The 19,881-nt window shown below is 73.9% G+C and carries 21 protein-coding genes; 13 read left to right on the forward strand and 8 right to left on the reverse strand.

Annotated elements, in window-relative coordinates; genetic code table 11:
• The first annotated feature begins 16 nt into the window (after positions 1-16).
• Positions 17-658 carry an NAD(P)-dependent oxidoreductase gene (locus ACFYPD_RS20840; protein ID WP_387115833.1) on the forward strand — a complete coding sequence of 214 codons (642 nt, stop codon included), beginning with the start codon at positions 17-19 and terminating at the stop codon, positions 656-658.
• Positions 659-660: 2 nt separating this feature from the next.
• Here ACFYPD_RS20840 and ACFYPD_RS20845 read toward each other — a convergent pair whose 3' ends face one another.
• Positions 661-1,125 carry a PPOX class F420-dependent oxidoreductase gene (locus tag ACFYPD_RS20845; protein ID WP_387115836.1) on the reverse strand — a complete coding sequence of 155 codons (465 nt, stop codon included), beginning with the start codon at positions 1,123-1,125 and terminating at the stop codon, positions 661-663.
• A gap of 32 nt (positions 1,126-1,157) precedes the next feature.
• On the reverse strand, positions 1,158-1,799 hold the full coding sequence (locus ACFYPD_RS20850) for a DUF6642 family protein (protein WP_387115839.1): 642 nt from the start codon (positions 1,797-1,799) through the stop codon (positions 1,158-1,160).
• Between the two features lie 290 nt (positions 1,800-2,089).
• Here ACFYPD_RS20850 and ACFYPD_RS20855 point away from each other — a divergent pair, with 290 nt between their 5' ends.
• A complete protein-coding gene (locus ACFYPD_RS20855) occupies positions 2,090-2,866 on the forward strand; it encodes a D-Ala-D-Ala carboxypeptidase family metallohydrolase (RefSeq protein ID WP_387115842.1) in 777 nt (258 codons plus the stop codon).
• Positions 2,867-2,992: 126 nt separating this feature from the next.
• Here the strand turns inward: ACFYPD_RS20855 and ACFYPD_RS20860 are convergent, their stop codons facing one another.
• The 3 genes from ACFYPD_RS20860 to ACFYPD_RS20870 all read right to left on the reverse strand — a co-directional run bounded on the left by ACFYPD_RS20860 (position 2,993) and on the right by ACFYPD_RS20870 (position 5,462).
• Positions 2,993-3,445, reverse strand: a complete 453-nt coding sequence (locus tag ACFYPD_RS20860; protein ID WP_387115846.1) for a hypothetical protein — start codon at positions 3,443-3,445, stop codon at positions 2,993-2,995.
• 104 nt (positions 3,446-3,549) lie between these two features.
• Entirely contained in the window at positions 3,550-4,158 is a 609-nt protein-coding gene (locus ACFYPD_RS20865; protein WP_387116491.1) for a response regulator, read from the reverse strand.
• 65 nt (positions 4,159-4,223) lie between these two features.
• Positions 4,224-5,462 carry a sensor histidine kinase gene (locus ACFYPD_RS20870; RefSeq protein ID WP_387115849.1) on the reverse strand — a complete coding sequence of 413 codons (1,239 nt, stop codon included), beginning with the start codon at positions 5,460-5,462 and terminating at the stop codon, positions 4,224-4,226.
• A gap of 132 nt (positions 5,463-5,594) precedes the next feature.
• On the opposite strand from ACFYPD_RS20870, the gene ACFYPD_RS20875 reads away from it, so the two are divergent.
• From ACFYPD_RS20875 to ACFYPD_RS20895, 5 genes are all read left to right on the forward strand, one after another.
• The gene (locus ACFYPD_RS20875; protein ID WP_387115852.1) at positions 5,595-6,494 is read left to right on the forward strand and encodes an ABC transporter ATP-binding protein; all 900 of its coding nucleotides are present in this window, start codon (positions 5,595-5,597) and stop codon (positions 6,492-6,494) included.
• Positions 6,491-7,273, forward strand: coding sequence for an ABC transporter permease (locus tag ACFYPD_RS20880; RefSeq protein ID WP_387115855.1), 783 nt, complete (start codon positions 6,491-6,493; stop codon positions 7,271-7,273). Before ACFYPD_RS20875 ends, ACFYPD_RS20880 begins: the two co-directional genes overlap by 4 nt.
• A 2-nt stretch (positions 7,274-7,275) precedes the next feature.
• The gene (locus ACFYPD_RS20885; protein ID WP_387115858.1) at positions 7,276-7,995 is read left to right on the forward strand and encodes a hypothetical protein; all 720 of its coding nucleotides are present in this window, start codon (positions 7,276-7,278) and stop codon (positions 7,993-7,995) included.
• A gap of 36 nt (positions 7,996-8,031) precedes the next feature.
• The gene (locus ACFYPD_RS20890) at positions 8,032-8,595 is read left to right on the forward strand and encodes an SOUL family heme-binding protein (RefSeq protein WP_387115861.1); all 564 of its coding nucleotides are present in this window, start codon (positions 8,032-8,034) and stop codon (positions 8,593-8,595) included.
• Positions 8,596-8,665: 70 nt separating this feature from the next.
• Positions 8,666-9,160 (forward strand): hypothetical protein, encoded by a 495-nt coding sequence (locus ACFYPD_RS20895; protein WP_387115863.1) that lies wholly within the window; start codon positions 8,666-8,668, stop codon positions 9,158-9,160.
• 293 nt (positions 9,161-9,453) lie between these two features.
• Here the strand turns inward: ACFYPD_RS20895 and ACFYPD_RS20900 are convergent, their stop codons facing one another.
• Positions 9,454-11,577 carry a hypothetical protein gene (locus ACFYPD_RS20900; protein ID WP_387116493.1) on the reverse strand — a complete coding sequence of 708 codons (2,124 nt, stop codon included), beginning with the start codon at positions 11,575-11,577 and terminating at the stop codon, positions 9,454-9,456.
• A gap of 331 nt (positions 11,578-11,908) precedes the next feature.
• On the opposite strand from ACFYPD_RS20900, the gene ACFYPD_RS20905 reads away from it, so the two are divergent.
• The 4 genes from ACFYPD_RS20905 (at position 11,909) to ACFYPD_RS20920 (ending at position 15,786) form a co-directional block, all read left to right on the forward strand.
• The gene (locus tag ACFYPD_RS20905; protein WP_387115866.1) at positions 11,909-12,505 is read left to right on the forward strand and encodes a hypothetical protein; all 597 of its coding nucleotides are present in this window, start codon (positions 11,909-11,911) and stop codon (positions 12,503-12,505) included.
• An 11-nt stretch (positions 12,506-12,516) separates the two neighbouring features.
• Entirely contained in the window at positions 12,517-14,526 is a 2,010-nt protein-coding gene (locus tag ACFYPD_RS20910; RefSeq protein ID WP_387115869.1) for a sensor histidine kinase, read from the forward strand.
• A complete protein-coding gene (locus ACFYPD_RS20915; protein WP_387115872.1) occupies positions 14,523-15,167 on the forward strand; it encodes a response regulator in 645 nt (214 codons plus the stop codon). The genes ACFYPD_RS20910 and ACFYPD_RS20915 overlap by 4 nt, the downstream gene beginning before the upstream one ends.
• Positions 15,168-15,246: 79 nt before the next feature.
• Positions 15,247-15,786, forward strand: coding sequence for a DUF1697 domain-containing protein (locus ACFYPD_RS20920; protein WP_387115875.1), 540 nt, complete (start codon positions 15,247-15,249; stop codon positions 15,784-15,786).
• A 45-nt stretch (positions 15,787-15,831) separates the two neighbouring features.
• On the opposite strand, the gene ACFYPD_RS20925 is transcribed toward ACFYPD_RS20920, so the two are convergent.
• Both ACFYPD_RS20925 and ACFYPD_RS20930 read right to left on the reverse strand, forming a co-directional pair.
• Entirely contained in the window at positions 15,832-16,812 is a 981-nt protein-coding gene (locus tag ACFYPD_RS20925) for an MBL fold metallo-hydrolase (protein ID WP_387115878.1), read from the reverse strand.
• A 154-nt stretch (positions 16,813-16,966) separates the two neighbouring features.
• Positions 16,967-17,848 carry a serine hydrolase gene (locus tag ACFYPD_RS20930; RefSeq protein ID WP_387115881.1) on the reverse strand — a complete coding sequence of 294 codons (882 nt, stop codon included), beginning with the start codon at positions 17,846-17,848 and terminating at the stop codon, positions 16,967-16,969.
• 48 nt (positions 17,849-17,896) lie between these two features.
• Between ACFYPD_RS20930 and ACFYPD_RS20935 the strand changes: the two genes are divergently transcribed.
• Both ACFYPD_RS20935 and ACFYPD_RS20940 read left to right on the forward strand, forming a co-directional pair.
• Positions 17,897-18,886, forward strand: coding sequence for a LysR family transcriptional regulator (locus tag ACFYPD_RS20935; RefSeq protein ID WP_387115884.1), 990 nt, complete (start codon positions 17,897-17,899; stop codon positions 18,884-18,886).
• Positions 18,887-19,023: 137 nt separating this feature from the next.
• Positions 19,024-19,878 carry an aldo/keto reductase gene (locus ACFYPD_RS20940; RefSeq protein WP_387115887.1) on the forward strand — a complete coding sequence of 285 codons (855 nt, stop codon included), beginning with the start codon at positions 19,024-19,026 and terminating at the stop codon, positions 19,876-19,878.
• Positions 19,879-19,881: the final 3 nt, after the last annotated feature.

The following is a 19,881-nucleotide window of genomic DNA, read 5'->3' on the forward strand; positions in this document are numbered from 1 at the left end:
CCCTAGCCTGGGGAGCATGAGCGACATCGTCGTGTTCGGCGCCGGCGGCACCGCTGGCTCGCGGATCGCCGCCGAGGCGGTCGAGCGGGGGCACCGGGTCACCGCGGCGGTGCGCCGCCCGGAGGCGACCAGCTACCTGCCGCCCGGGGTCCGCACGGTGACCGGTGACGCGACCTCGGCCCGGAGCGTGCGGGAGCTGGCCGAGGACGCCGACGTGTTCGTGGTGGCCATCGGCGGCGGGGAGCGGGAGCTGTGGCGCGACGCCGCCCGGACCCTGGTCGACACGCTGCGCGAGCTGCCCGACCCGCCCCGGCTGATCCACGTGGGGGGCGGCGCGACGTTGCTGACCCCGAAGGGCACCCGGTATCTGGATGAGCCGGACTTCCCGGAGGAATACCGGGACTCGGCCGAGGGGCAGGCCGACGCCCTGGAGGTCTACCGCTCCTCGGCCGACGGGGTGACCTGGACGTACGTTTCGCCGCCGCCGCTGGAGTTCCACCCGGGCGAGCGGACCGGCCACTACCGGACCGGCACCGACCACCCGGTCACCGACGCGCAGGGCCGGTCCGTGCTCACCTACGAGGACCTGGCGGTGGCGATCGTCGACGAGATCGAGGACCCGCGGTTCGGCAACGCCCGCTTCACCGCCGCGTACTGAGGTCAGTCGGCCAGCCGGGCGGGGAAGCCACCGGTGGCGATCGGCCCCCAGCCGTCGATGGTCACCCGGATCAGCGACTTGCCCTGCTTGACCATCGCCTCGCGGTACTCGTCCCAGTCCGGGTGCTCACCGGAGATGCTGCGGAAGTAGTCGACCAGCGGGTCGAGCGCCTCCGGCAGGTCGAGCACCTCGGCGGTGCCGTCGACCTGCACCCACGGCCCGTTCCAGTCGTCGGAGAGCACGCACGCGGAGACCCGGGGGTCGCGGCGGATGTTGGTGACCTTGGCCCGCTCGGGATAGGTGGAGATCACCAACCGCCCCTCGGCGTCGACCCCGCAGGAGACCGGGGAGGACTGGGGCCGGCCGTCGGCGCGGGTCGTCATGAGCACGACCCGGTGTCGGGGGCGGAGGAACTCGATCAGGGCGTCCCGGTCGACCCGGGTGTTGCGCGCGATGCTGCGTGGCATGCCTCGGTTCTACCAGGCGGGTCGGGCGGGCCTCAGCGCGGACGGCCGGCGGTCCGGCGCGGGGATACCTGCGCCGGCACGCGCGGCGGCACGCTGGGCCGCCAGGCGCGGCCGTTGGCGTAGATCACCCGGAAGCCGAGGTAGGAGGCGAGCGGGGCCCAGTGGGCCGAGCCCATCCGCAGCTCGGCGGCGTTGTGCCGCTGCCCGTTGGCCAGCACGTCGAGCAGCACGGTCTCGAACGCGGCCGACTCGACCCAGTCCACCTCGCGGGTGAAGCCGCAGACCAGCGCGGCCCCGGTGACGTCGAGGAAGTCGCGCAGCGCGGCGTCGGAGGCGCGCAGCACGGAGCAGCTGCCGAAGTAGAGGCGGCGCCCCTCGCAGCGGCCGGCCATCCGCTCGGCGACGTCGGTCAGCTCGACGGAGTCCCAGTCGGTGAGGCAGAGCCGGCTCGGCTCGCCGTGCATGGCGAAGAATCCGACCCGGAAGTCGGCGTACTGCTTGAGCAGCCAGCGGTCGAGGAAGTAGAAGAGCTCGTCGCGGGTCGCGGCGTCCTTGTGGATGAAACGGATCCGGCCCAGCCGTTCGAGCAGTTCGAGGGTGGGCAGGACGGAGCCGCGCTCGTTGAGGTCCCGGTGCCACTGCCCCTCGACGCAGAAGACGCCACCACGCGCCAAAGCCCACCTCCCCGACCTCTGAGGCAGACGCTACCGGGCGGCGATGCCGAGGAGGTATCACCCTCGGTGTGGCTGGTTGACGGATTCCGCTACGGACACGCGGTTCCGGGCCGGAACGGGCGTTTCACAATTCTCCGCAATCGGCAGGAAATGCCGAGCCACCGCCTAATGTGAGGGCAATTCTCGTTATCCGCCACGAACCGGCACCGCGGCTGCCACGGTGGAGGTACGGGGCTTTCCGGTCGATGTCCCCGTTACAACCCCACTCCACTCTCCAACCGGAGGAATCTGTGCGCACCAACATGCTCAAGCGGGCGGCCGTCGCGTTCGCGCTGGCCCTGCCCGGCGCCGCGATCGCCACGGTCGTCGCCGCGCCGCCAGCACACGCCGACGGCTGCTACACCTGGCCCCGGAACCTCTACCAGGGACGCAGCGGGGAGGACGTCCGGCAACTGCAGATCCGGGTGGCCGGCTGGGCCGCCTACCGGGACATCGTCCGGATCGACGGCAGCTACGGGCCCGAGACGGCGGCCGCGGTCCGCCGCTTCCAGTCCGCGTACGGGCTGCGCGCCGACGGCGTCGCCGGCCCGCAGACCTTCGCCAAGATCTACGACCTGCAGGACAACGACTGCACGCCGAAGCACTTCAGCTACAGCGAACTGGACAACGGCTGCGGCAAGGGCGGGTGGAGCGGGGGCCCGCTCTCCTCGACCGCGACCCGCGAGAACGCGGTGCGCGCCATGTGGAAGCTGGAGGCGCTGCGGCGCAGCCTCGGCGACACGCCGCTCTACGTCAACAGCGGCTTCCGCAGCATCGCCTGCAACCAGCAGGTCGGCGGCGCCTCGGACAGCCAGCACCTCTACGGCACCGCGGCCGACGTGATCTCCCGCGACAGGACGCTCTGCCAGGTGGCCCGGTCGGCCCGCAGCCACGGCTTCAGCGGCCTCTTCGGTCCGGGCTACCCCGGCCACGACAATCACGTCCACGTGGACTCGCGCCGGGAGAACAACCGCGACCGGACGGCGAACGGCACCAGCTGGTCCGCCCCGAACTGCGGGGTGAGCTGAGCCGAGCCGACGGCGGCCCGACGCGGGGGTGGGGGCTCCCCGCGCCGGCCGCCGTCGACGGCCCCGGCGACGCTGCGACCATTCCGGTTCGGCGTGTCTGCGCCACGCCGCGACCCGGAACAGTCGTCAGCTCGCGCGGGGCCAGCGCGGCCGGGTGACGGGGGGTGCCACCGGCCGACCGGTACCGCCGGGCCGCAGAGCGGGCCGCACCGGAGGTGCGGCGACGCGGCCGGCCGGGCCGCGCGGGGACTGGGGCGCCGTCGGCCGCCCGGCCGACGGCCCGGTCAACACGAACGGGAAGGGCACGTGCACGAACGGGTTCCCGTGCCGTACCAGGGCGTCGATCTGACGCTCGTTGAGGCCGTGGGCCTCCAGCACGCGCCGTCCCCACCGGTGCAGCCGGCAGGGGTATGCGGAGCCGTCGTTGCGGCACTTCGGTCCGGCGGGCCACTCCTCGGCGGCGTGCACCACCACCGCCCGGACCGCGAGCCGGACATCCTCGGGGGTCAGCGGCGCCGGCACCGGCACCTCGCCCAGGATCTGATCGATGGGATCCGTCGACTGCTCACCAACTCGCACGGCAGGCCTCCCGCAGTTCGGCAGCGGTGCGGCGGACCGGCCGCACCACATCCTCGACCACTGGTACGGCCCAGCGCCGGCAGGAGTTCAATCCGGCCCGACGGTCAGACCAACCCGGCGTCCTGCACCAGCAGCGCCACCTGCACCCGGTTGTTCAGATCGAGCTTCGTGAGCAGGCGCGAGACGTACGCCTTCACGGTCGCCACGCTCATGAACAGCTCCGCGGAGATCTCCGCGTTGCTCCGGCCCTGCCCGAGCGCCACGGCGACCTCCCGTTCCCGCTCGGTCAGGCCGTGGAGCAGCCGCAGCGCCCGCTCCCGGCGGGTGTCCGGCGACCGGGCCGGCGCCGGTGCGGTCACGTGCGCGATGAGCTTGCGGGTAACCGCCGGGGACAGGGTGGCCTCGCCGGCCGCGACCCGGCGGACCGCCGCCACGATCTCGGCGGGCGGGGTGTCCTTGAGCAGGAAGCCGCTCGCCCCGGCACGCAGCGCCCGCAGCACCTGCTCGTCGGCGTCGAAGGTGGTCAGCACCAGCACCTCGGGCGGGTCCGGCACGGCCCGCAGCGCCTCGGTGGCGGCCAGCCCGTCGACCCGGGGCATCCGGATGTCCATGAGCACCACGTCCGGGGCGTACGCGGCGACCGCGGCGGGCACCTCCGCGCCGTCGGTGGCCTCGCCGACCACCCGCACGTCCGGCACCCCGCCGAGGATCATCGACAGCGCGGCCCGCACCAGCGCGTCGTCGTCGACGATCAGCACCCGGACGGGCGGCTCGGCGCTCACGCGGAAGCCCAGGGCAGCCAGGCGGTGAGCCGGAAGTCGCCGTCGGCGTCCCGCCCGTGGTCGAGCCGGCCGCCGGCCAGGCTGACCCGTTCCGCGACCCCCACCAGCCCGGTCCCGGTGCCGGGGATCGGCGAGCCGGCCTCGCCGACCGGCCACGGGTTGCAGATCTCCACGGCCAGGCCGTCGCCGGGTCCGCCGGCCAGCCGGACGGTCACCACCGCCCCGGGCGCGTGCTTGCGGGCGTTGGTGAGCCCCTCCTGCACGATTCGGTACGCGCTGCGCCCGACCGCCGCGGGCACCGCCGCCGGGTCGGCGACCTCGTCCACCACGCTGACCCGTACGCCGGCGGTCCGGGACTCGGCGACCAGGGCGGGCACGTCGCCGAGGGTGGGTTGCGGGCGCTCCGGGGTGGCCTCGGCGGCCGGCTCGGCGCGGAGCACGCCGATCACCTCGCGCAGGTCCTGCAGCGCGGCGTGCGCGCTGGCCCGGATCACGCCGGCCGCCCGGGCGACCTCCGCCGGGGGCGCGTCCGGGCGGAACTCCAGGGCGCCGGCGTGCAGGCTGAGCAGGGAGATCCGGTGGGCGAGCACGTCGTGCATCTCCCGGGCGATCCGGGTGCGTTCGAGCTGGCGGGCCTGGTCCAACCGGAGCTGCTGCTCGGCCTCGGCCCGCTCGGCCCGGTCGCGCAGCGACAGCACCAGCTGGCGGCGGGCCCGGACGAAGAGCGCCCAGGCGACCGTTCCGCCGATGAAGAGCAGGGTCCAGGCCACGGCCGCCCAGAACGGCAGCACCGGGTCAGGGCGGATCGCCAGGTAGAGCGGCGTCGTCACCAGGTTCCAGCCGACCAGCGCCAGGGCCACCGCGAGCCGCTGATGCACGACGATTGTGAACAGGATGATCAACAGGGCGATCCCGGAGGTGACCGAGAAGAGTGCCAGCGGCGCGGCGGCAACGGCCAGCCCGACCGGCCAGCGCCGGCGCGACCACAGGGCGGCGCTGACCAGCAAGCCGATGGCCAGGTCCAGCTGGTTGAGCCAGGCCGGCCCGAGGTTCATCGCGAACTCCGGCTTCGGCTGCACCGAGTCGCCGTAGGCGAGAAGCACCCAGGCCAGCGAGAGCAGGAAGGCCAGGCTGTCGACGAGCCAGTCCCGGGGCGTGCGCCGGACGATCCGGGCGGCGGGCGCCAGGGAGCCCGGCAACAGCCAGGGATGATCGGGTACGACGGCGGTGCTCATCCACCCATGCTAGGAAGCCCGCTGCGGCCCGACCAGCTACCAAAGTCGACGCCTGCCGGTAGACCGAGGTATCGGCGGCTCCCGACCGCCGGCCGCAGCGGGCGACCGGGTGGCCCGGGCAGGCTCGACGGCATGATCGAAGTCGACCACCTCACGAAGCGGTACGGCCCGCACACCGCCGTCGAGGATGTCTCGTTCCGCTGCGAACCGGGCACGGTGACCGGTTTCCTCGGCCCGAACGGCGCGGGCAAGTCCACCACCATGCGGATGATCTGCGGGATGACGTCGCCCAGCGCGGGCGGCGCCACGGTGACCGGGCGGCCCTACCGGGAGCTGCCCAACCCGGGGCGGGAGATCGGGGTCCTGCTCGACGCCTCCGCACAGCACGCCGGGCGGACCGGCCGGGAGGCGCTGACCCTGGCCGCCCGGACCATGGGCGTGGAGCGCGGGCAGGTCGCCGCGAAGCTGGACCTGGTCGGGCTGAACGAGACCGCGGCGCGGCGGCGGGTCGGGGCGTACTCCCTGGGCATGCGGCAGCGGCTCGGCCTGGCGCTGGCGCTGCTGGGCGACCCCCGGGTGCTGATCCTCGACGAGCCGGCCAACGGCCTCGACCCGGAGGGCATCTTCTGGATGCGCGGCCTGCTGCGCGACTTCGCCGACCGCGGCGGCACCGTGCTGCTCTCCTCGCACCTGCTGCGCGAGGTGGAGGCGGTGGCCGACCGGCTCGTGGTCATCGGCGGCGGCCGGGTGGTCGCCCAGGGCGGCAAGGACGAGCTGCTGGCCGGCGCCGGCACCCTGGTCCGCGCCCGGGACCAGCACGCCCTGCGGCTCACCCTGGACCGGGCCGGCCTGCCGGCGAGCGCCGGCACCGACGGCGGCTACGTCGTCCGGGCCGAACCGGAGGCGGTCGGCCAGGCCGCGGCGGACGCCGGGCTGGTCCTCACCGAGCTGCGCCCGGCCGGCAGCGGCGGCCTCGAACAGCTCTTCCTCACCCTCACCGCCGGCGCGTCCACGAAGGAGGCCGTCCGATGACCGCCGTCACCGCCCCCGCACCCACCCTGCGCCGCCCGGCCGCGGCCGGGCCCTCGCTAACCCGGCTGACCGCGGTGGAGCTGCGCAAGCTCGCCGACACCCGGGCCGGACGCTGGCTCCTGATCACCATCGGGCTGGTCGCGGCCGCCATCGTGACGGTGCAGATCTTCGTGCTGAAGGACGCCGAACAGACCTTCACCGCCTTCTTCACCCCGTCGCTGTTCCCGGTGGGGCTGCTCCTGCCGGTGCTCGGCATCCTCTCCATCACCGGGGAGTGGTCGCAGCGCACCGCGCTGACCACCTTCGCGCTGGTGCCCCGCCGGGAGCGGGTGGTCACCGCGAAGCTCGCCGCGGTGGTGCTGGCCGCGCTGGCCTCGGTGCTGGTCAGCCTGGCCGTCGCGGCCGCCGGCACGCTCGCCGCCCGGGCCACCGGCGGAGCCGGCACCTGGACCTTCGACTGGCACCTGCTGCCGTACGCGGCGGTGTTCCAGGTGGCGAACGTGCTGATGGGCGCGGGTTTCGGCCTGCTGCTGCTGAACACCCCGCTGGCGATCGTCACCTACCTGCTGCTGCCGACCGTGTGGAGCGTCCTCGCCGCGATGATCCGGGCACTGCGCGAGCCGGCCCGGTGGCTGGACACCTCGGTCACCATGGAGCCCCTGCTCACCCCCGACATGACCGCCGGGCAGTGGGGCCGGCTCGGAGTGTCGCTGGCCGTGTGGCTGCTCGTCCCCCTGGTCGCCGGGCTGGTCCGTACGCTGCGGCGGGAGGTGTCCTGACCGTGGCGGCGCGGGGATCCGGCGAGGCCGTCGTGGTCAGCGGCGGCGCCGGCGAGCTGGTGCTCATGTGGGCCGGGTTCCCGCTGCTCGGGGCGGGCCTGGGCGCGGTGCTGACCGCCGCGTCCGGCTGGGTGGCCGACCTGCCCTGGTTTCCCTTCCAGGGCTGGTTCGCGCTGCTGGACCGGTGGCCGGCGGAGCGGTCGTACCCGGTGGGGGCGGGGGTGGTCGCGCTGGCCGGCCTGGTGCTCGCGTTCCTGGGCACCCGGGAACGGCTGACCGTGACGGTGGGGCGCACCTCGGTCCGGCTGCACCGCGACGGCCACGGCCGGGACGTCGCCCGGGCCGGGGTCACCGGGGTGTTCCGCGACGGGAAGGCGCTGGTGCTGCTGGACGCGGCCGGCGGCGAGCTGGCCCGGGAGCGGTCCGACCTCAGCGCGGCGCGGCTGCGCGCGGCGTTCACCGGGCAGGGCTGGCCCTGGGTCGAGCAGGACCCGTACGAGGCGGCGTACCGGCGGTGGGTCGAGGGCCTGCCGGGGCTGCCGGCCGGGGCGGATGCGCTGCTGCGGGCCCGGCAGCGGGCGGTCGACGCCGACCGGGGCGGGGAGGCGGTGGAGCTGCGCGGCGAGCTGGCCCGGCTCGGCGTGGTGGTCCGGGACGAGGGGAAGCGGCAGTACTGGCGGCTGGTCCCCGGTCCGCCGGACCGCGACGGCGCGCGGCGGTAGCGTCGGCGGTGGGACCACCGAGGGCGGGAGGGCGCGATGACCGAGCGGCAGCCGTACCGCGTGGTGGCCCGTCACCCGGGGTTCGAGCTGCGCCGCTATCCGGCCCACCTGGTCGCCGAGGTCCGCGTGAGCGGGTCGTTCGAGTCCGCTAGCAACGCCGCGTTCCGGCCGCTGGCCCGGTACCTCTCCGGGGCGAACCGGTCGCGCCGGGCGGTCCCGGTGGCCGCACCGGCGGCGCCGGAGCCGGCCGGCTCGGAGCGCATCGCGATGACAGTTCCCGTGCTGCAGGAGGAGGGCGACCGGCCGGGAAGCTGGCTGGTGCGGTTCGTGATGCCGGCGGGCTTCACCCCGGCCACGCTGCCCGAGCCGAAGGACCCGCTGGTCACCACCCGGGAGATTCCCGCCCAGCTCGCGGCGGCGATGCGGTTCTCCGGGCGGTGGACCGCGCGGGCGTTCGAGCGACGGGCCACCGCGCTCGGCCGCGCGGTCACCGCCGCCGGCCTGAGCCCGACCGGCGCCGTCCGATACGCCCGCTTCGACCCGCCGTGGAAGCCCTGGTTCCTGCGCCGTAACGAGGTCGTGCTCCCGGTCGCCGAATAGGCGGCGGCCGGCACGGCCGCCGGTCACCCCTAGACTCGGTGATCCCGCTGCCCGCCGAATGGGAGACCCCGTGCGTCGCTGGTCCGCCGCCCTGGCCCTGGTGCTGCTGCTCGCCGGCTGCGGCGGCGGCGCCGAGACGACCGCCCTGCCGGTCTGGGAGAGCCCGTCGCCGAGCGCGCCGGCCCCGCTGACCGTGAAGGAGGCGAAGGGCCGCTACCTGGCCATCGTGGCGCCGTACAACACCGCGTTGGACGAGCTGGAGGAGGCGCTGAAGGCGCGCCGGCCGTGGCGGACGGTGCGGGGCCTGGCCCGGACGGTCGCCACCACCAACGCCGCCCACGCCGAGCAGCTCCGCACCACCGCCTGGCCGGCCGCGACGCAGGCCCCGGTCACCGCGCTGCTCAAGGAGAACGACGTGGCACTGCGGCACTGGCGGCTCGCCGCCGAGGCGGGGACCGCCGCGGCGCTGATGCGCGAGATCCGGGCCGCCGCCGCCCACGACGGCGGCGCGCAGGCCGACAAGGTACGCACCAGCCTGGGCCTCCCGGTCTACCGGGACTCCTGACCGCTCGGGAGGGCGATGAGCGGTCCCGCGATCGCGTCCGTGTTGCGGCGCCGGCCCCGGCGAGCACGGCGAGCAGCAGGTCCGCCCCGGCCGACGGGTCGACCGCGCCGTCGGCGACGAGCCGGTCGACCAGGCCGGGAGGACGGGCGGGTTGGGTCCCGCCGAATCAACCACGAGCCGGACGCCGGTGAAGGGTGTTCATGTGAAAGCCGCTCGGGATGGTGACCCCGGCTCGCTCCGGACGACGTCGGGCCCGCGCCGAGGTGCGGCGCGGGCCCGACGGGGTGGGAGATCTACTTGCTGTTGCCCGTGTTCTTCACCCGGAAGGTGTAGTCCGCGTCCAGGAAGGTGAGGTCACCGGTCGGCAGGTTGGAGATCAGGACGGCGAAGTCGTCCTGGTTGCCGTTGGCGCACTTGGTCCGCAGGCCGCCGGCGGTGAACTGGTCGCCGGTGGACCGGTAGACCCAGTTGCCCGCGCCGTCGGTGGTCTCCCCCGCCGAGGTGACGCCCGGCGTGAGGTCGCAGTGGCTGACGACCTGCACCGTCCAGTTGTTGTCCTGCACGCCACTGGTGGCGAACCAGTTGCCAGCCGCCGAGCTGAGGCCCGCGTCGGCGCCGTTGACCTTCACGTCGTCCACGAACCAGCCGGTGTCCATGTACGCGGCGTCCGTGGAGTACCGGAACCGCACGTCCGTGGCGCCGGCCGGCAGGTCGGCGGTGAGGTGCTGGTAGACCGGGTCGTCCACGAAGTACTGCCCGCCGGAGGTGCCGGTCAGGCCGTTGCCCTCCTCGTTGTTGCCGTGCGGGTCGTCGTTCGTAGTGACGACCTGGGCGGCGTCGTTGCGCAGCGGCACCGTCACCCAGTTGCCGCCGACGAGCGCCTCGACGAAGCCGTAGTCCCAGCCCTCCTCGATGAAGTGCCAGCTCCAGAAGTCCAGCGAGGTGACCGCGCCGGAGGCGGACACGTCGAGGATGTTGTCGTTCTGGCTCTCGTACCCGCCGTACCAGTGGGTGGTGCCGGTGTGCGGCGGGATCACCGTCTCGTCGTCGCCGTCGAACGCCAGCGACACCGTCGGGCCGGGGTTGCGGAACCGCTCGACCGACATGCCGAACGGCACGGCGGTGGTGTCGGGGCGGTTCTTCAGCCGCGCCCACTTGGCCTCCGGGGTGGAGCCCTGGTAGCTGCCCCGGCCCGCCCAGAAGACGTCGTCGGCGATGTCCATGGTCCACGAGGTGTCGGCGGGGTCGCCGAAGTTGAACGCCTTGATGTCGTAGATGGGCGAGTCCTCGTCGTCCAGGTAGACCGCCACCGACCAGTCGCGGAACAGGTCGGCCGCGCTGCGCAGGTGCGCGCCGGTCGCCGCGTTGAAGTCGTCGATGGCGTTCTGCACGCCGGTCATGCCGTCGGCCTGCTCCTCGAAGATCTTCTTGATGAGCAGGTCACCCGCCGTGCCGTCGTACTGCTTGTCGGGCGTGTAGGTGCCGTCGCCGTTGCCGCCGGCCTGCTCCCAGAGGTACTGGAAGTAGGTGAACGAGGCGCCGTAGTTGGCCAGGGTGCCGCCCCACCGGGTCAGCGACGTCTCCTCGTACAGGACCTGGTGGTTGGTCAGGTGCGAGCCGCCGGCGTCCAGGCCGTTGAGGAAGATGGCGAAGTCGGCCAGGCCCTCGTCGACCCAGGACAGCTCACCGGGGTCGCTGTAGTTGTGCAGCAGGTGCTGCAGCTCGTGGGCGACCGTGCCCTCGTACAGCTCCGGGCGGTCGTTGGCCGGGTCGGCGTCGCGCCACGGCGAGTCGTTCGGGCCGACCCGGTTCGCCCAGTCCAGGGCGTCGACCACGATGACGTTCATGCCGTTGCTGTCGATGAAGTCCGGCGCGAAGTAGCCGGCCGTGTACGAGGTCTGCGCGCAGTCGTAGTAGGCGTCGTCCTGGATGTTGTAGAGCACCATGACCAGCGAGTCGCTGGCCGGCTCGTCCGGGTCCGCCGCGTCCATCGGGCCGTAGTGTTCCTCGTCCACGGCGACGATCTGGTCGGCGAGCTTGTCGCCGACGTAGTTGATCTGCGCCTGGGTCAAGGCGAACTGCGCTGCCGTGGCCGTGGCGCACGGCGTGAACGCGTCGCCCGGGTTGTGGTCGAACTGCGGGTCGAGGCTGGCCACGCCGGCCGGCGCGGTGCCGTCGAGCGGGGTGCCCTTCGGGACGTAGATGTAGACCGGGGTGCCGTCGGGGGTCGTGTTGGCGTAGACCCGGGTGAAGTCCTGGTTGTAGGTGCCGCCCGCCGCGCTGTCGTTGATCGGCAACGTGATGGTCGGCTCGCCGGGAAGGTTCTCGTGGTCGTTGGCCTGGGCCGGGGCCGAGACCGTGAAGGCGAGCGCTGTCACGCCCGCCACTGCGGCCGCGATCCGGCTCGGTCGTCTCATTCGCACGCGGATGCCTCCTGCTGTGAGGCGGTGATCAGCTCCGGCCACCGCCGTCGGGTCACAGGTCCACCCCCAGTGGATGCCGCGCAAGGGCAGCAGCTGACCAGGGGAATGTTGACTTCAGGCAACCACTTTCGACGGTGGGTTGCGAAGCGGCGACAGGTCACAAGTGCGACACAAACGGGCCTCGCATCCCGCCGTACGGACGAGCGCCCCCGCGCCGCCCGGCGGACCCCGGCAAATTCCCGGACCGGTCGGGAGGCTGCTCCCCGGTCACCCGGGAAGCCGGTCCCGCACTCTTCCGAGCACGACCTCTCGGAAGGAGAACGCGATGCGTACGTTGATCGAACGGCTGGCCCGGGTCCCGCTGGGCGCGGTCGGGCTCGCCGTCACCCTGTGCGCGGCGATGGCCGCCGGACATGTGCTGCTGGTGCGGCATATCCACGACACCGGCGGCGAGGAATGGCCGCAGTGGGTAGGCCGGTTGACCATCGAGTCGTACTGGGGGTTGCTGCCGCTGGCGTTCCTAGCCCTGTGGGCGCGGCGGTGGCAGCGCACCGGCCGGCTCGGCCGGGTCGGGGCGGCGCTGCTGGTCGCCGGGCCGGTCGCGGCGCTGCTCATCGCCGTCGCCGCCGTGGTCTGGGGCGGGATTCTCGCCCGCGGCGACCTGCCCGCCTCGGTGATGTCGCTCGAACTGCTCTTCTACGTCATGATGCTCGGCGTGCTGGTCACCGGGATCGCCTTCCTGCTCGACGCGGGGGTCCGCTGGTGGGGTGCGGCCATGATCGTCGGCCTGCTGGCCGACTTCGTCATGCCGCTGGCCCTGTCCGCCGTCTACGCCGTGTTCGGGATCCTGCTGACGGTCGCGGCGCTGCGCTCGGGCCGCGAGGACGTCTCCGTCGAGCCCGCCGTCGAACCGGCTCATTGAGGGGGTAGGGGATGAGCGGAGCCGCGGTGACGGCAGGGGTGGGCGGCGCGCCGGACGGCCTGCGCGCGGCCGCCGTCACCGCGGTCTCCGCCGCTGTGGCGGCGGTCGCCGGTGGCGCACTGGTCATCGTCGCCGGGCCGGGCGCAAGCTGGACCCTGGCCAGCAACCTCACCCACAGCCTCCTGCTGCTGGCGGCGGGGTGGTGGCTGCTGCGCAGCCGCGACGGCCGGCGCGTGGGCGGACTGCTCCTCGGGGCCGGCGCCGCCGGGGCGACCGCCCTGTTCGCCGCCGGCTGGACCGCGCTGGGCTGGCCGGGATGGCCGGTGGCCGCGTGGCTGCAGCTCTGGCTGTGGGCGCTGTTCGTGGTACCTCTCTTCACGGTGCTGCCAGCGATCTTCCCAGACGGCCGACCACCGGCGCCGGCGTGGCGCTGGGTGCCGTGGCTGGGCGTGGCGGCCACCGCGGTGACCGTCCTCGACGGCGCGCTCGGACCCGGTCCGCTGCCCACCGGCGAGGCCGCGGCGCCGGCCAACCCGCTCGCGGTCGGCTTCTCCCCCACGCTGGCCCTCGCCTCCGGCGGGGCCGTCGTCGCCGCCGTGCTGGCGGCGCTCGCCAGCCTCGCCGTGCGCTGGCGGCGCGGGAACCGGACGCAACGCCAGCAGCTGAAGTTCCTCTGGTACGCGCTCGGGATGGTCGTCACCATCGAGCTGGTGGGCGGGCTGATGCCGCGCCCGCTGGCCCAGGTCGGCTACTTCCTCATCCCGGTGCTGCTCGTCGGCGCGATCGCGCTCTCGGTCCGCCGCTACCGGCTGTACGACATCGACCCGTTCATCCGCCGCACCGTGGTGCTCGCCGCGCTCACCGCGCTGATCTTCGGGGTCTACCTGGCCGTGGTCTCGGCGCTCGGGACCGCCGTCGGTCCCGCGCCCGGGCTCGCGCTGATCGCCTCGGCGGTGGTGGCGGCGACAGCGGACCCGGTGCGACGGCGGGTGCAGCGGGCGGCCACCCGCTGGCTGTTCGGGCAGCGTGAGGAGCCGTTGGAGGCCCTGGCCGCCCTGCGGGAGCAACTGCGGGCCGTCGCCGACCCCTCGGAGCTGCCGGCGACCACCGCCTCCGTGGTGGCTCGGGCGCTACGGGCCCCGTACGTGTCGGTCCGGCTGCTCGCCGACGGCGCGCACGAGGAGGTGGCCCGGGTGGGCGTGCCGTCCGGCGAACCCTCGGTGGAGGTGCCGCTGGAGTGGCGCGGAGAACTGGTCGGCACGTTGATCGTCGGGCCCCGGGTGCCGGGCGAGGCGTACTCGCGCGCCGACCTGGCGTTGCTGGCGGAACTGGCGCACGGGATCGGGTCGGCGCTGCACGCCGTACGCCTCGCGAACGAGCTGCGGGTGGCCCAGCAGCGGGCGGTGCACGCGCGGGCCGACGAGCGGCGCCGGCTGCGGCACGACCTCCACGACGGCCTGGGGCCGCTGCTGTCGGGCATCGGTCTGGCGCTCGACGGCGTGCGCCGCGCCGCTACGGTGGACGATCGGCTCGCTGCCGACCTGCGGCTCATCTCGGGACAGGTGCGCTCAGCGGCCACCGCGGTCCGCCACATCATCGACGCCATGCAACCCGCGGCCGTGGCCGACCTCGGCCTGGTCGAGGCGCTCGCCGAGCACCTCGACCGGTGCGCGGCGCTGCCCGCGGCGCCGTCGATCCGCTACGTCCACCGGGGCGTGTCGAGCGCCGACCTGCCGCCCGCCGTCGCGGAGGCCGCCTACCTGGTCGTGCTGGAGGCGGTGGCGAACGTGCTCCGGCACGCGGCGGCGGGCACCTGTACGGTGACGCTGACCGGCGGCGACCGGCTGAGCGTGCGCGTCGACGACGACGGCGTCGGCATCGGTGACCGCTACGTCGCCGGCGTCGGCACCGGGTCGATGCGGCGGCGGGTACGCGAGCTGGGCGGCCAGTTCGAGTTGGGCCCGCGCCCCGGTGGCGGTACGCGGGTGCGGGCGGTGCTTCCGGTCGGGGGTGTCCAGTGAGCGAGCTGCGGGTGGTCATCGCCGACGACCATCACGTGTTCCGGATGGGGCTGCACCGGCTGCTCGACAGCGTGCCGGGGATCAGCGTGGTGGCTGAGGCGGCGGACACGCCCGGAGCCGTCGCGGCCGCCCGCGAGCACGACCCCGACGTGGCGATCATCGACCTGCACATGCCGGGCGGGGGCGGCGTCGACGCGACGGAGCAGATCCGTCGCCACGGCCTGCGCACCCGGGTGCTGGTGCTGACCATGCACTCCGAACACGTCATGGTTCGCCAGGCGGTACGTGCCGGCGCCCGGGGCTACCTGTTGAAGGACGCCGAACCGGACGAGATCATTCGAGCGGTCCGTGCCGTGCACGCCGATCAGGCCATCTTCGACGCCGCGGTCGCCGACCGCATGCTCGCGGCGCTCACCGAGACCGGGCCGGCCAACCCGTTTCCACAGCTCACCGAGCGGGAGTTCGACGTCCTCGCCAGGCTGGCCGCCGGCCAGTCCAACCAGGCCATCGCCGCCCGGATCGGGATCAGCCTGAAGACCGTGCAGAACCACGTCTCGAACGTCCTGCTCAAGCTCGGCGTCGCCGACCGGGCGCAGGCGGTGGCAAAGGCGCGCGACGCGGGTGTGCACCGGCCAGGCTGACGCGGCCACACGCCCGGCCGGCCGACGGGCCCCTAGGCTGGTTGCCGAGTCGAGTGACGGCGAGACGAGGAGGATCCCGATGACCCGCTACGCCGCCCTACTGCGGGGCGTCAACGTCGGCAGCACTCGGCTGGCAATGGCCGACCTGCGCCGCATCGTCACCGACCTCGGGCACGAGGACGTCAAGACCTACCTGCAGAGCGGCAACGTGGTCTTCAGCAGCCCGCCGACCAAGGACGACCTCCTGGCCGAGGGCATCGCCGGCAAGCTCGCCGACGAGCTGGACCTGCGCGTGCCGGTGCTGGTGCGCAGCGGCGACGAGCTGGCGGCGGTCGCCGCGGCCAGCCCGTACGCCGGGAAGCAGGACGACCTGACCCGGATGCTGGTGGCCTTCCTGTCCGCCGCGCCGAGCCCGGCCCGGGTCAAGGACCTGGTCGCGCCGGCCGGGGAGAACCTGGAGTTCGCGGTCGACGGCCGCGAGGTCCACCTGCACTTCCCCGATGGCGGCTACGGGCGGACGAAGTTCACCAACGCCCACCTGGAGAAGAAGCTGGGCGTGGTGGCGACCACCCGGAACTGGAAGTCGGTGCTGGCCCTGCGCGACCTGACCGCCGGCTGAGCGGAGGGGCCGGCCCCCGTGGCCCGACCCCTCCGCGACCGATCCTCAGAAGTGGTACGCCGTGTGGTACTCGGGCACCAGCACGCGGCTGCGCGGCGACGCCTTGCGCACGGCGGCGATCAGGTCGTCGAGGCGCTTGCGGTCGTTCGGCGCCACCGTCGGCGGGTTGGTCAGCGGCGTCTCGAAGTTGTCCCAGTGCACCGGCACCACGACCGTCGGATGGTCGAGGGCGGCCATCAGCCGGGGCACGTAGTCGGCCGTGGCGGTGGTCGCGGCGGAGGCCACCATCGCCACGTCGGGAGCCAGCCCGGCCAGGTTGCGCTCGGCGAAGTCGCTCGCCCCCATGAAGAACACCGACGGGCCGCCGTCGACGCGGATCTGGTACGCCAGGGTGTCCCCCTCGGGCAGGTCGGAGATCCTCTCCGGCTTCGGCGGCCGGCTGACCCGCACCCCGGGGAAGGCCATCGACCAGGCGGCGTTGCGGCTGTGCAGGGAGCTGACCACCTCGACCGTGTACGCGCCGAAGTCGAGCACCTCGCCGCCTTTGACCGGCGCGAGCTGCCCGCCCGGCAGCCCGTACGCCAGCCCGAGGTGGTAGGCGGTCAGCGTGCCGACGACCCGGGCGCCGGTGCGCCCGGCGATGTAGGGCACGTCGTTGAAGTGGTCCCAGTGGGTGTGCGTGACCAGGATGTTCTCGGCCCGGTCCACCAGCGGGTCGACGGCGGTGGTGTCCACCGTCAGCAGGGTGTTCTCGTTGAACGCGCCCGTGAACAGGCCGGTGTCGTAGCGGCTCAGGTACGGGTCGACCAGCACGGTCCGGTTGCCGATGTCGATCCGCCAGCCGGACGTACCCCACCAGCGGAAGCTGACCGCGCCGGAGCGCCGAGGCCCGGCGGCGGCGACCGGGGCGGCCTGGGCCGGCGCGGCGGATGCGCCGGCGACCAGGCCGGCGGTGGACACGGCGGCGGTGCCGACGGCGGCATCGCGCAGGAAGCGGCGGCGGTCGTAGGGGCGTTTGTCGAGCATGAGGCGTCCTCCCCGTGCGGGACAGGTTGATCGGTCCGCCCACCCCACCACCGGCCGCCCGCCGATGTCCAAGATCGACGGGCGGTTAGCTCGATACGCGTCCGGATATCACCGCAGGTCACGACCGTTGACCCGGGCCGGCGCGGCCGGGAAATCAGCCGGCGCGCAGCACCTCGACGGCGGCCCGGGCGGCCTCCCCCATGGCCAGGTCCACGTCGATCCGGCGGGTGCTGAGCCGCTCGGTGCGGGCGAAGACCGCGACCGCGTACCGGCCGCCGTCGGGATACTCGACGACCCCGGCCTCCAGGTGCAGGCCGGGCAGGGTGCCGGTCTTGCCGGCGACCCGGACGCCGGGCGGGAAGCCGGCCGCGAGCCGGGTCCAGAAGAGCTGCCGGGCCATCAGCTCGCGGACCATCGCGCAGGCGGCCGGCGGCCCCGCCTCGTCCCGCCAGATCAGGCCGAGCAGCCGGGTCATCTCCCGGGCCGTGCTGGAGGTGGTGTGCTCCGGGTCGAACACCCGCATGGCCCGGATGCGCTCCGACGGCAGGGTGGGGAAGATCCGGGCGAAGTCGGCCTCGGTGCGGGCCCCCACGTCGGCGAGCATCGTCTCGACCAACTGCCGGGGGCCGCCGACGATCCGGGTACGCGGCAGGTCCAGCTCGGCGGCGAGCATCGGCAGCACGTCCGGGCCGACCCGGCGCAGCAGCAGGTCCGCGGCGGTGTTGTCGCTGACCGACATGGCGAAGTAGGCCAGGTCGCGCAGGGACACCTCGACGTCGTCGGCGCAGCCGGCGACGCCCCAGCCGCCGAGCCGGTCGGCGGCACCGACCAGCACCCGCTCCACCGGGTCGAGCTGGCCGGCGACGACCTGCCGGGCGAACTCCAGCACCAGCAGGATCTTGAACACGGAGGCGATCACCACCTGCTCGTCGGCCCGCAGCGTCACCTCCCGCCCCGGCGCGTCGACGTCCTCGACGTGCAGGCAGCCGCTGATCCCGGCCCGCCGGAAGATCTCCCCGATCCGCTCCCCGCTCACCCCGACACGCTAACCAGCGGCGACCGGGACGGGCGTAGGGTGCCCGTCGTGGACCTGCTGCGACACCTGCGGCACTTCGTGGTGGTGGCCCGGGAGCTGCACTTCGGGCGGGCGGCCGAGGTGCTGGGCATGGCGCAGCCGCCGCTGAGCCAGTCGATCCAGCGGCTGGAACGCGAGCTGGGCGCCACCCTCTTCGACCGGTCGCAGCGCCAGGTCCGGCTCACCACGGCCGGCCAACTCCTGCTCGGCGAGGCCGACGAACTGCTCGCCGGGGAGCGCCGGCTGCGCAACCTCGTCGACCAGGTCCGCCGGGGCGCGCTCGGCGTGCTGCGCGCCGGCGTACCCCCGGAGACCCCGGCCGTGACGCTGCGCGCGCTGCTCGACGGGCTCGCCGCCCGCGCACCCGGGCTCGACCTCGACCTGCACGAGCTGACCAGCGCGGAGCAGCGGCGGATGCTGGCCGAGGGGCGGCTCGACGTGGGTCTGCTGCACCACCCGGTGGAGGAGGCCGGGCTGCGCTTCGGCCCGGCCGTGGACGCGCCGGTCGGGGTGCTGCTGCCCCGGGCCGCTGCGGCGGCCCGGGCCCGCGAGGTGAAGCTGGCCGACCTGGCCGGCCTGGACCTGATCACCGCGCCGCCGGCCACCGCGCCCGGCTGGCACGGGCACCTGCTGGCGGTCTGCCGCCGGCACGGCTTCGCGCCGGCCCGGGTCCGGCCCGCCCGCAACCCGGAGTTCCTGTTCGGACTGCTGCTGGCCGGTGGCGCGGTCGCCCTGGAACCGGAGTCGGCGGCCCGCCGCGAGCCGCGGATCGCCTGGCGGCCGCTGGTCGACGCGCCGCTGGTCAAGCGGACCTCGGCGGCCTGGCCGGCGCGGGCGGGGCACCCGGCGGCCCCAATGTTCGGGCAGCTCGCGGCCGAGGTGCTGGCCGTCGCGGAGCCACCACCGGCGACCGCGGCGCTCGCGTCGGCCGCCCGGCCCTGGCCGGTGCTCTTCGAGGCCGGCCAGGACGGAACGGGTCAGCAGCCGCAGGTGGGGTGAACCACCGGTGGCGGCGCAGATCACCCGACAGCGGCCGTGACGAGCCGGGTCGAGCGGGTAGAGAACCCGGGTGGCAAGGCCCGGCGCCGCGCGTGGAAGCGTTCCCGGGCACCCGGACGATCGGAGATGAGGCTTCCATGGCCCCGAACAGCGTTCCCGACATCTCGCTCAACGACGGCAACACCATCCCGCAGCTCGGCTTCGGGGTCTTCCAGATCGAGCCGAAGGACACCGTGCAGGCCGTCAGCACGGCGCTGGAGATCGGCTACCGGCACATCGACACGGCCGAGATGTACGGCAACGAGGCCGAGGTCGGGCAGGCCGTGCGCACCTCCGGGCTGGACCGCAGCGAGGTCTTCGTCACCAGCAAGCTGAGCAACGCCTTCCACCGCCCGGACGACGCCCGCAAGGCGTTCGAGTCGACCCTCGCCGAGCTGAAGTTCGACTACCTCGACCTGTTCCTGATCCACTGGCCGCTGCCCACCCTCTACGACGGCGACTTCGTGTCCACCTGGCGGGCGCTGGAGGAACTCCAGCGCGACGGCCGGGCCAGGTCGATCGGCGTCTCCAACTTCCAGGTGGCCCACCTGGAGCGGCTCGCCGCCGAGGCGGAGATCACGCCGGCCGTGAACCAGATCGAGGTGCACCCCTACTTCGCCAACGAGCAGGTGCGCGCCTACGGCAAGGCACACAACATCCTCACCGAGGCGTGGTCGCCGATCGCCCAGGGCAAGGTGCTGGACGACCCGACCGTCGTCGACATCGCCGAAGAGGTCGGCCGGACCCCGGCCCAGGTGGTGCTGCGCTGGCACGTGCAGCGCGGCGACATCGTCTTCCCGAAGTCGACCACGCCGAGCCGGATCGAGGAGAACTTCCGGATCTTCGACTTCGAGCTGGACGACGCGTCCATGGACCGGCTCAACGGCCTGGACAAGGGCGAGGCGGGCCGGCAGGGGCCGAACCCGGACACCTTCGACTACGTGCCCGACTGAGCC

It is taken from the genome of Micromonospora sp. NPDC005299, from assembly GCF_042872345.1.
Taxonomy (GTDB): Bacteria; Actinomycetota; Actinomycetes; order Mycobacteriales; family Micromonosporaceae; genus Micromonospora.

Excerpts from the sequence above, each read along its gene's own strand:
- ACFYPD_RS20840 (WP_387115833.1), top strand. The coding sequence starts at position 17 with ATGAGCGACATCGTCGTGTTCGGCGCCGGCGGCACCGCTGGCTCGCGG.
- ACFYPD_RS20845 (WP_387115836.1), bottom strand. The coding sequence starts at position 1,125 with ATGCCACGCAGCATCGCGCGCAACACCCGGGTCGACCGGGACGCCCTG.
- ACFYPD_RS20865 (WP_387116491.1), bottom strand. The coding sequence starts at position 4,158 with ATGATCCTCGGCGGGGTGCCGGACGTGCGGGTGGTCGGCGAGGCCACC.
- ACFYPD_RS20870 (WP_387115849.1), bottom strand. The coding sequence starts at position 5,462 with ATGAGCACCGCCGTCGTACCCGATCATCCCTGGCTGTTGCCGGGCTCC.
- ACFYPD_RS20875 (WP_387115852.1), top strand. The coding sequence starts at position 5,595 with ATGATCGAAGTCGACCACCTCACGAAGCGGTACGGCCCGCACACCGCC.
- ACFYPD_RS20880 (WP_387115855.1), top strand. The coding sequence starts at position 6,491 with ATGACCGCCGTCACCGCCCCCGCACCCACCCTGCGCCGCCCGGCCGCG.
- ACFYPD_RS20890 (WP_387115861.1), top strand. The coding sequence starts at position 8,032 with ATGACCGAGCGGCAGCCGTACCGCGTGGTGGCCCGTCACCCGGGGTTC.
- ACFYPD_RS20900 (WP_387116493.1), bottom strand. The coding sequence starts at position 11,577 with ATGAGACGACCGAGCCGGATCGCGGCCGCAGTGGCGGGCGTGACAGCG.
- ACFYPD_RS20905 (WP_387115866.1), top strand. The coding sequence starts at position 11,909 with ATGCGTACGTTGATCGAACGGCTGGCCCGGGTCCCGCTGGGCGCGGTC.
- ACFYPD_RS20910 (WP_387115869.1), top strand. The coding sequence starts at position 12,517 with ATGAGCGGAGCCGCGGTGACGGCAGGGGTGGGCGGCGCGCCGGACGGC.
- ACFYPD_RS20920 (WP_387115875.1), top strand. The coding sequence starts at position 15,247 with ATGACCCGCTACGCCGCCCTACTGCGGGGCGTCAACGTCGGCAGCACT.
- ACFYPD_RS20925 (WP_387115878.1), bottom strand. The coding sequence starts at position 16,812 with ATGCTCGACAAACGCCCCTACGACCGCCGCCGCTTCCTGCGCGATGCC.
- ACFYPD_RS20940 (WP_387115887.1), top strand. The coding sequence starts at position 19,024 with ATGGCCCCGAACAGCGTTCCCGACATCTCGCTCAACGACGGCAACACC.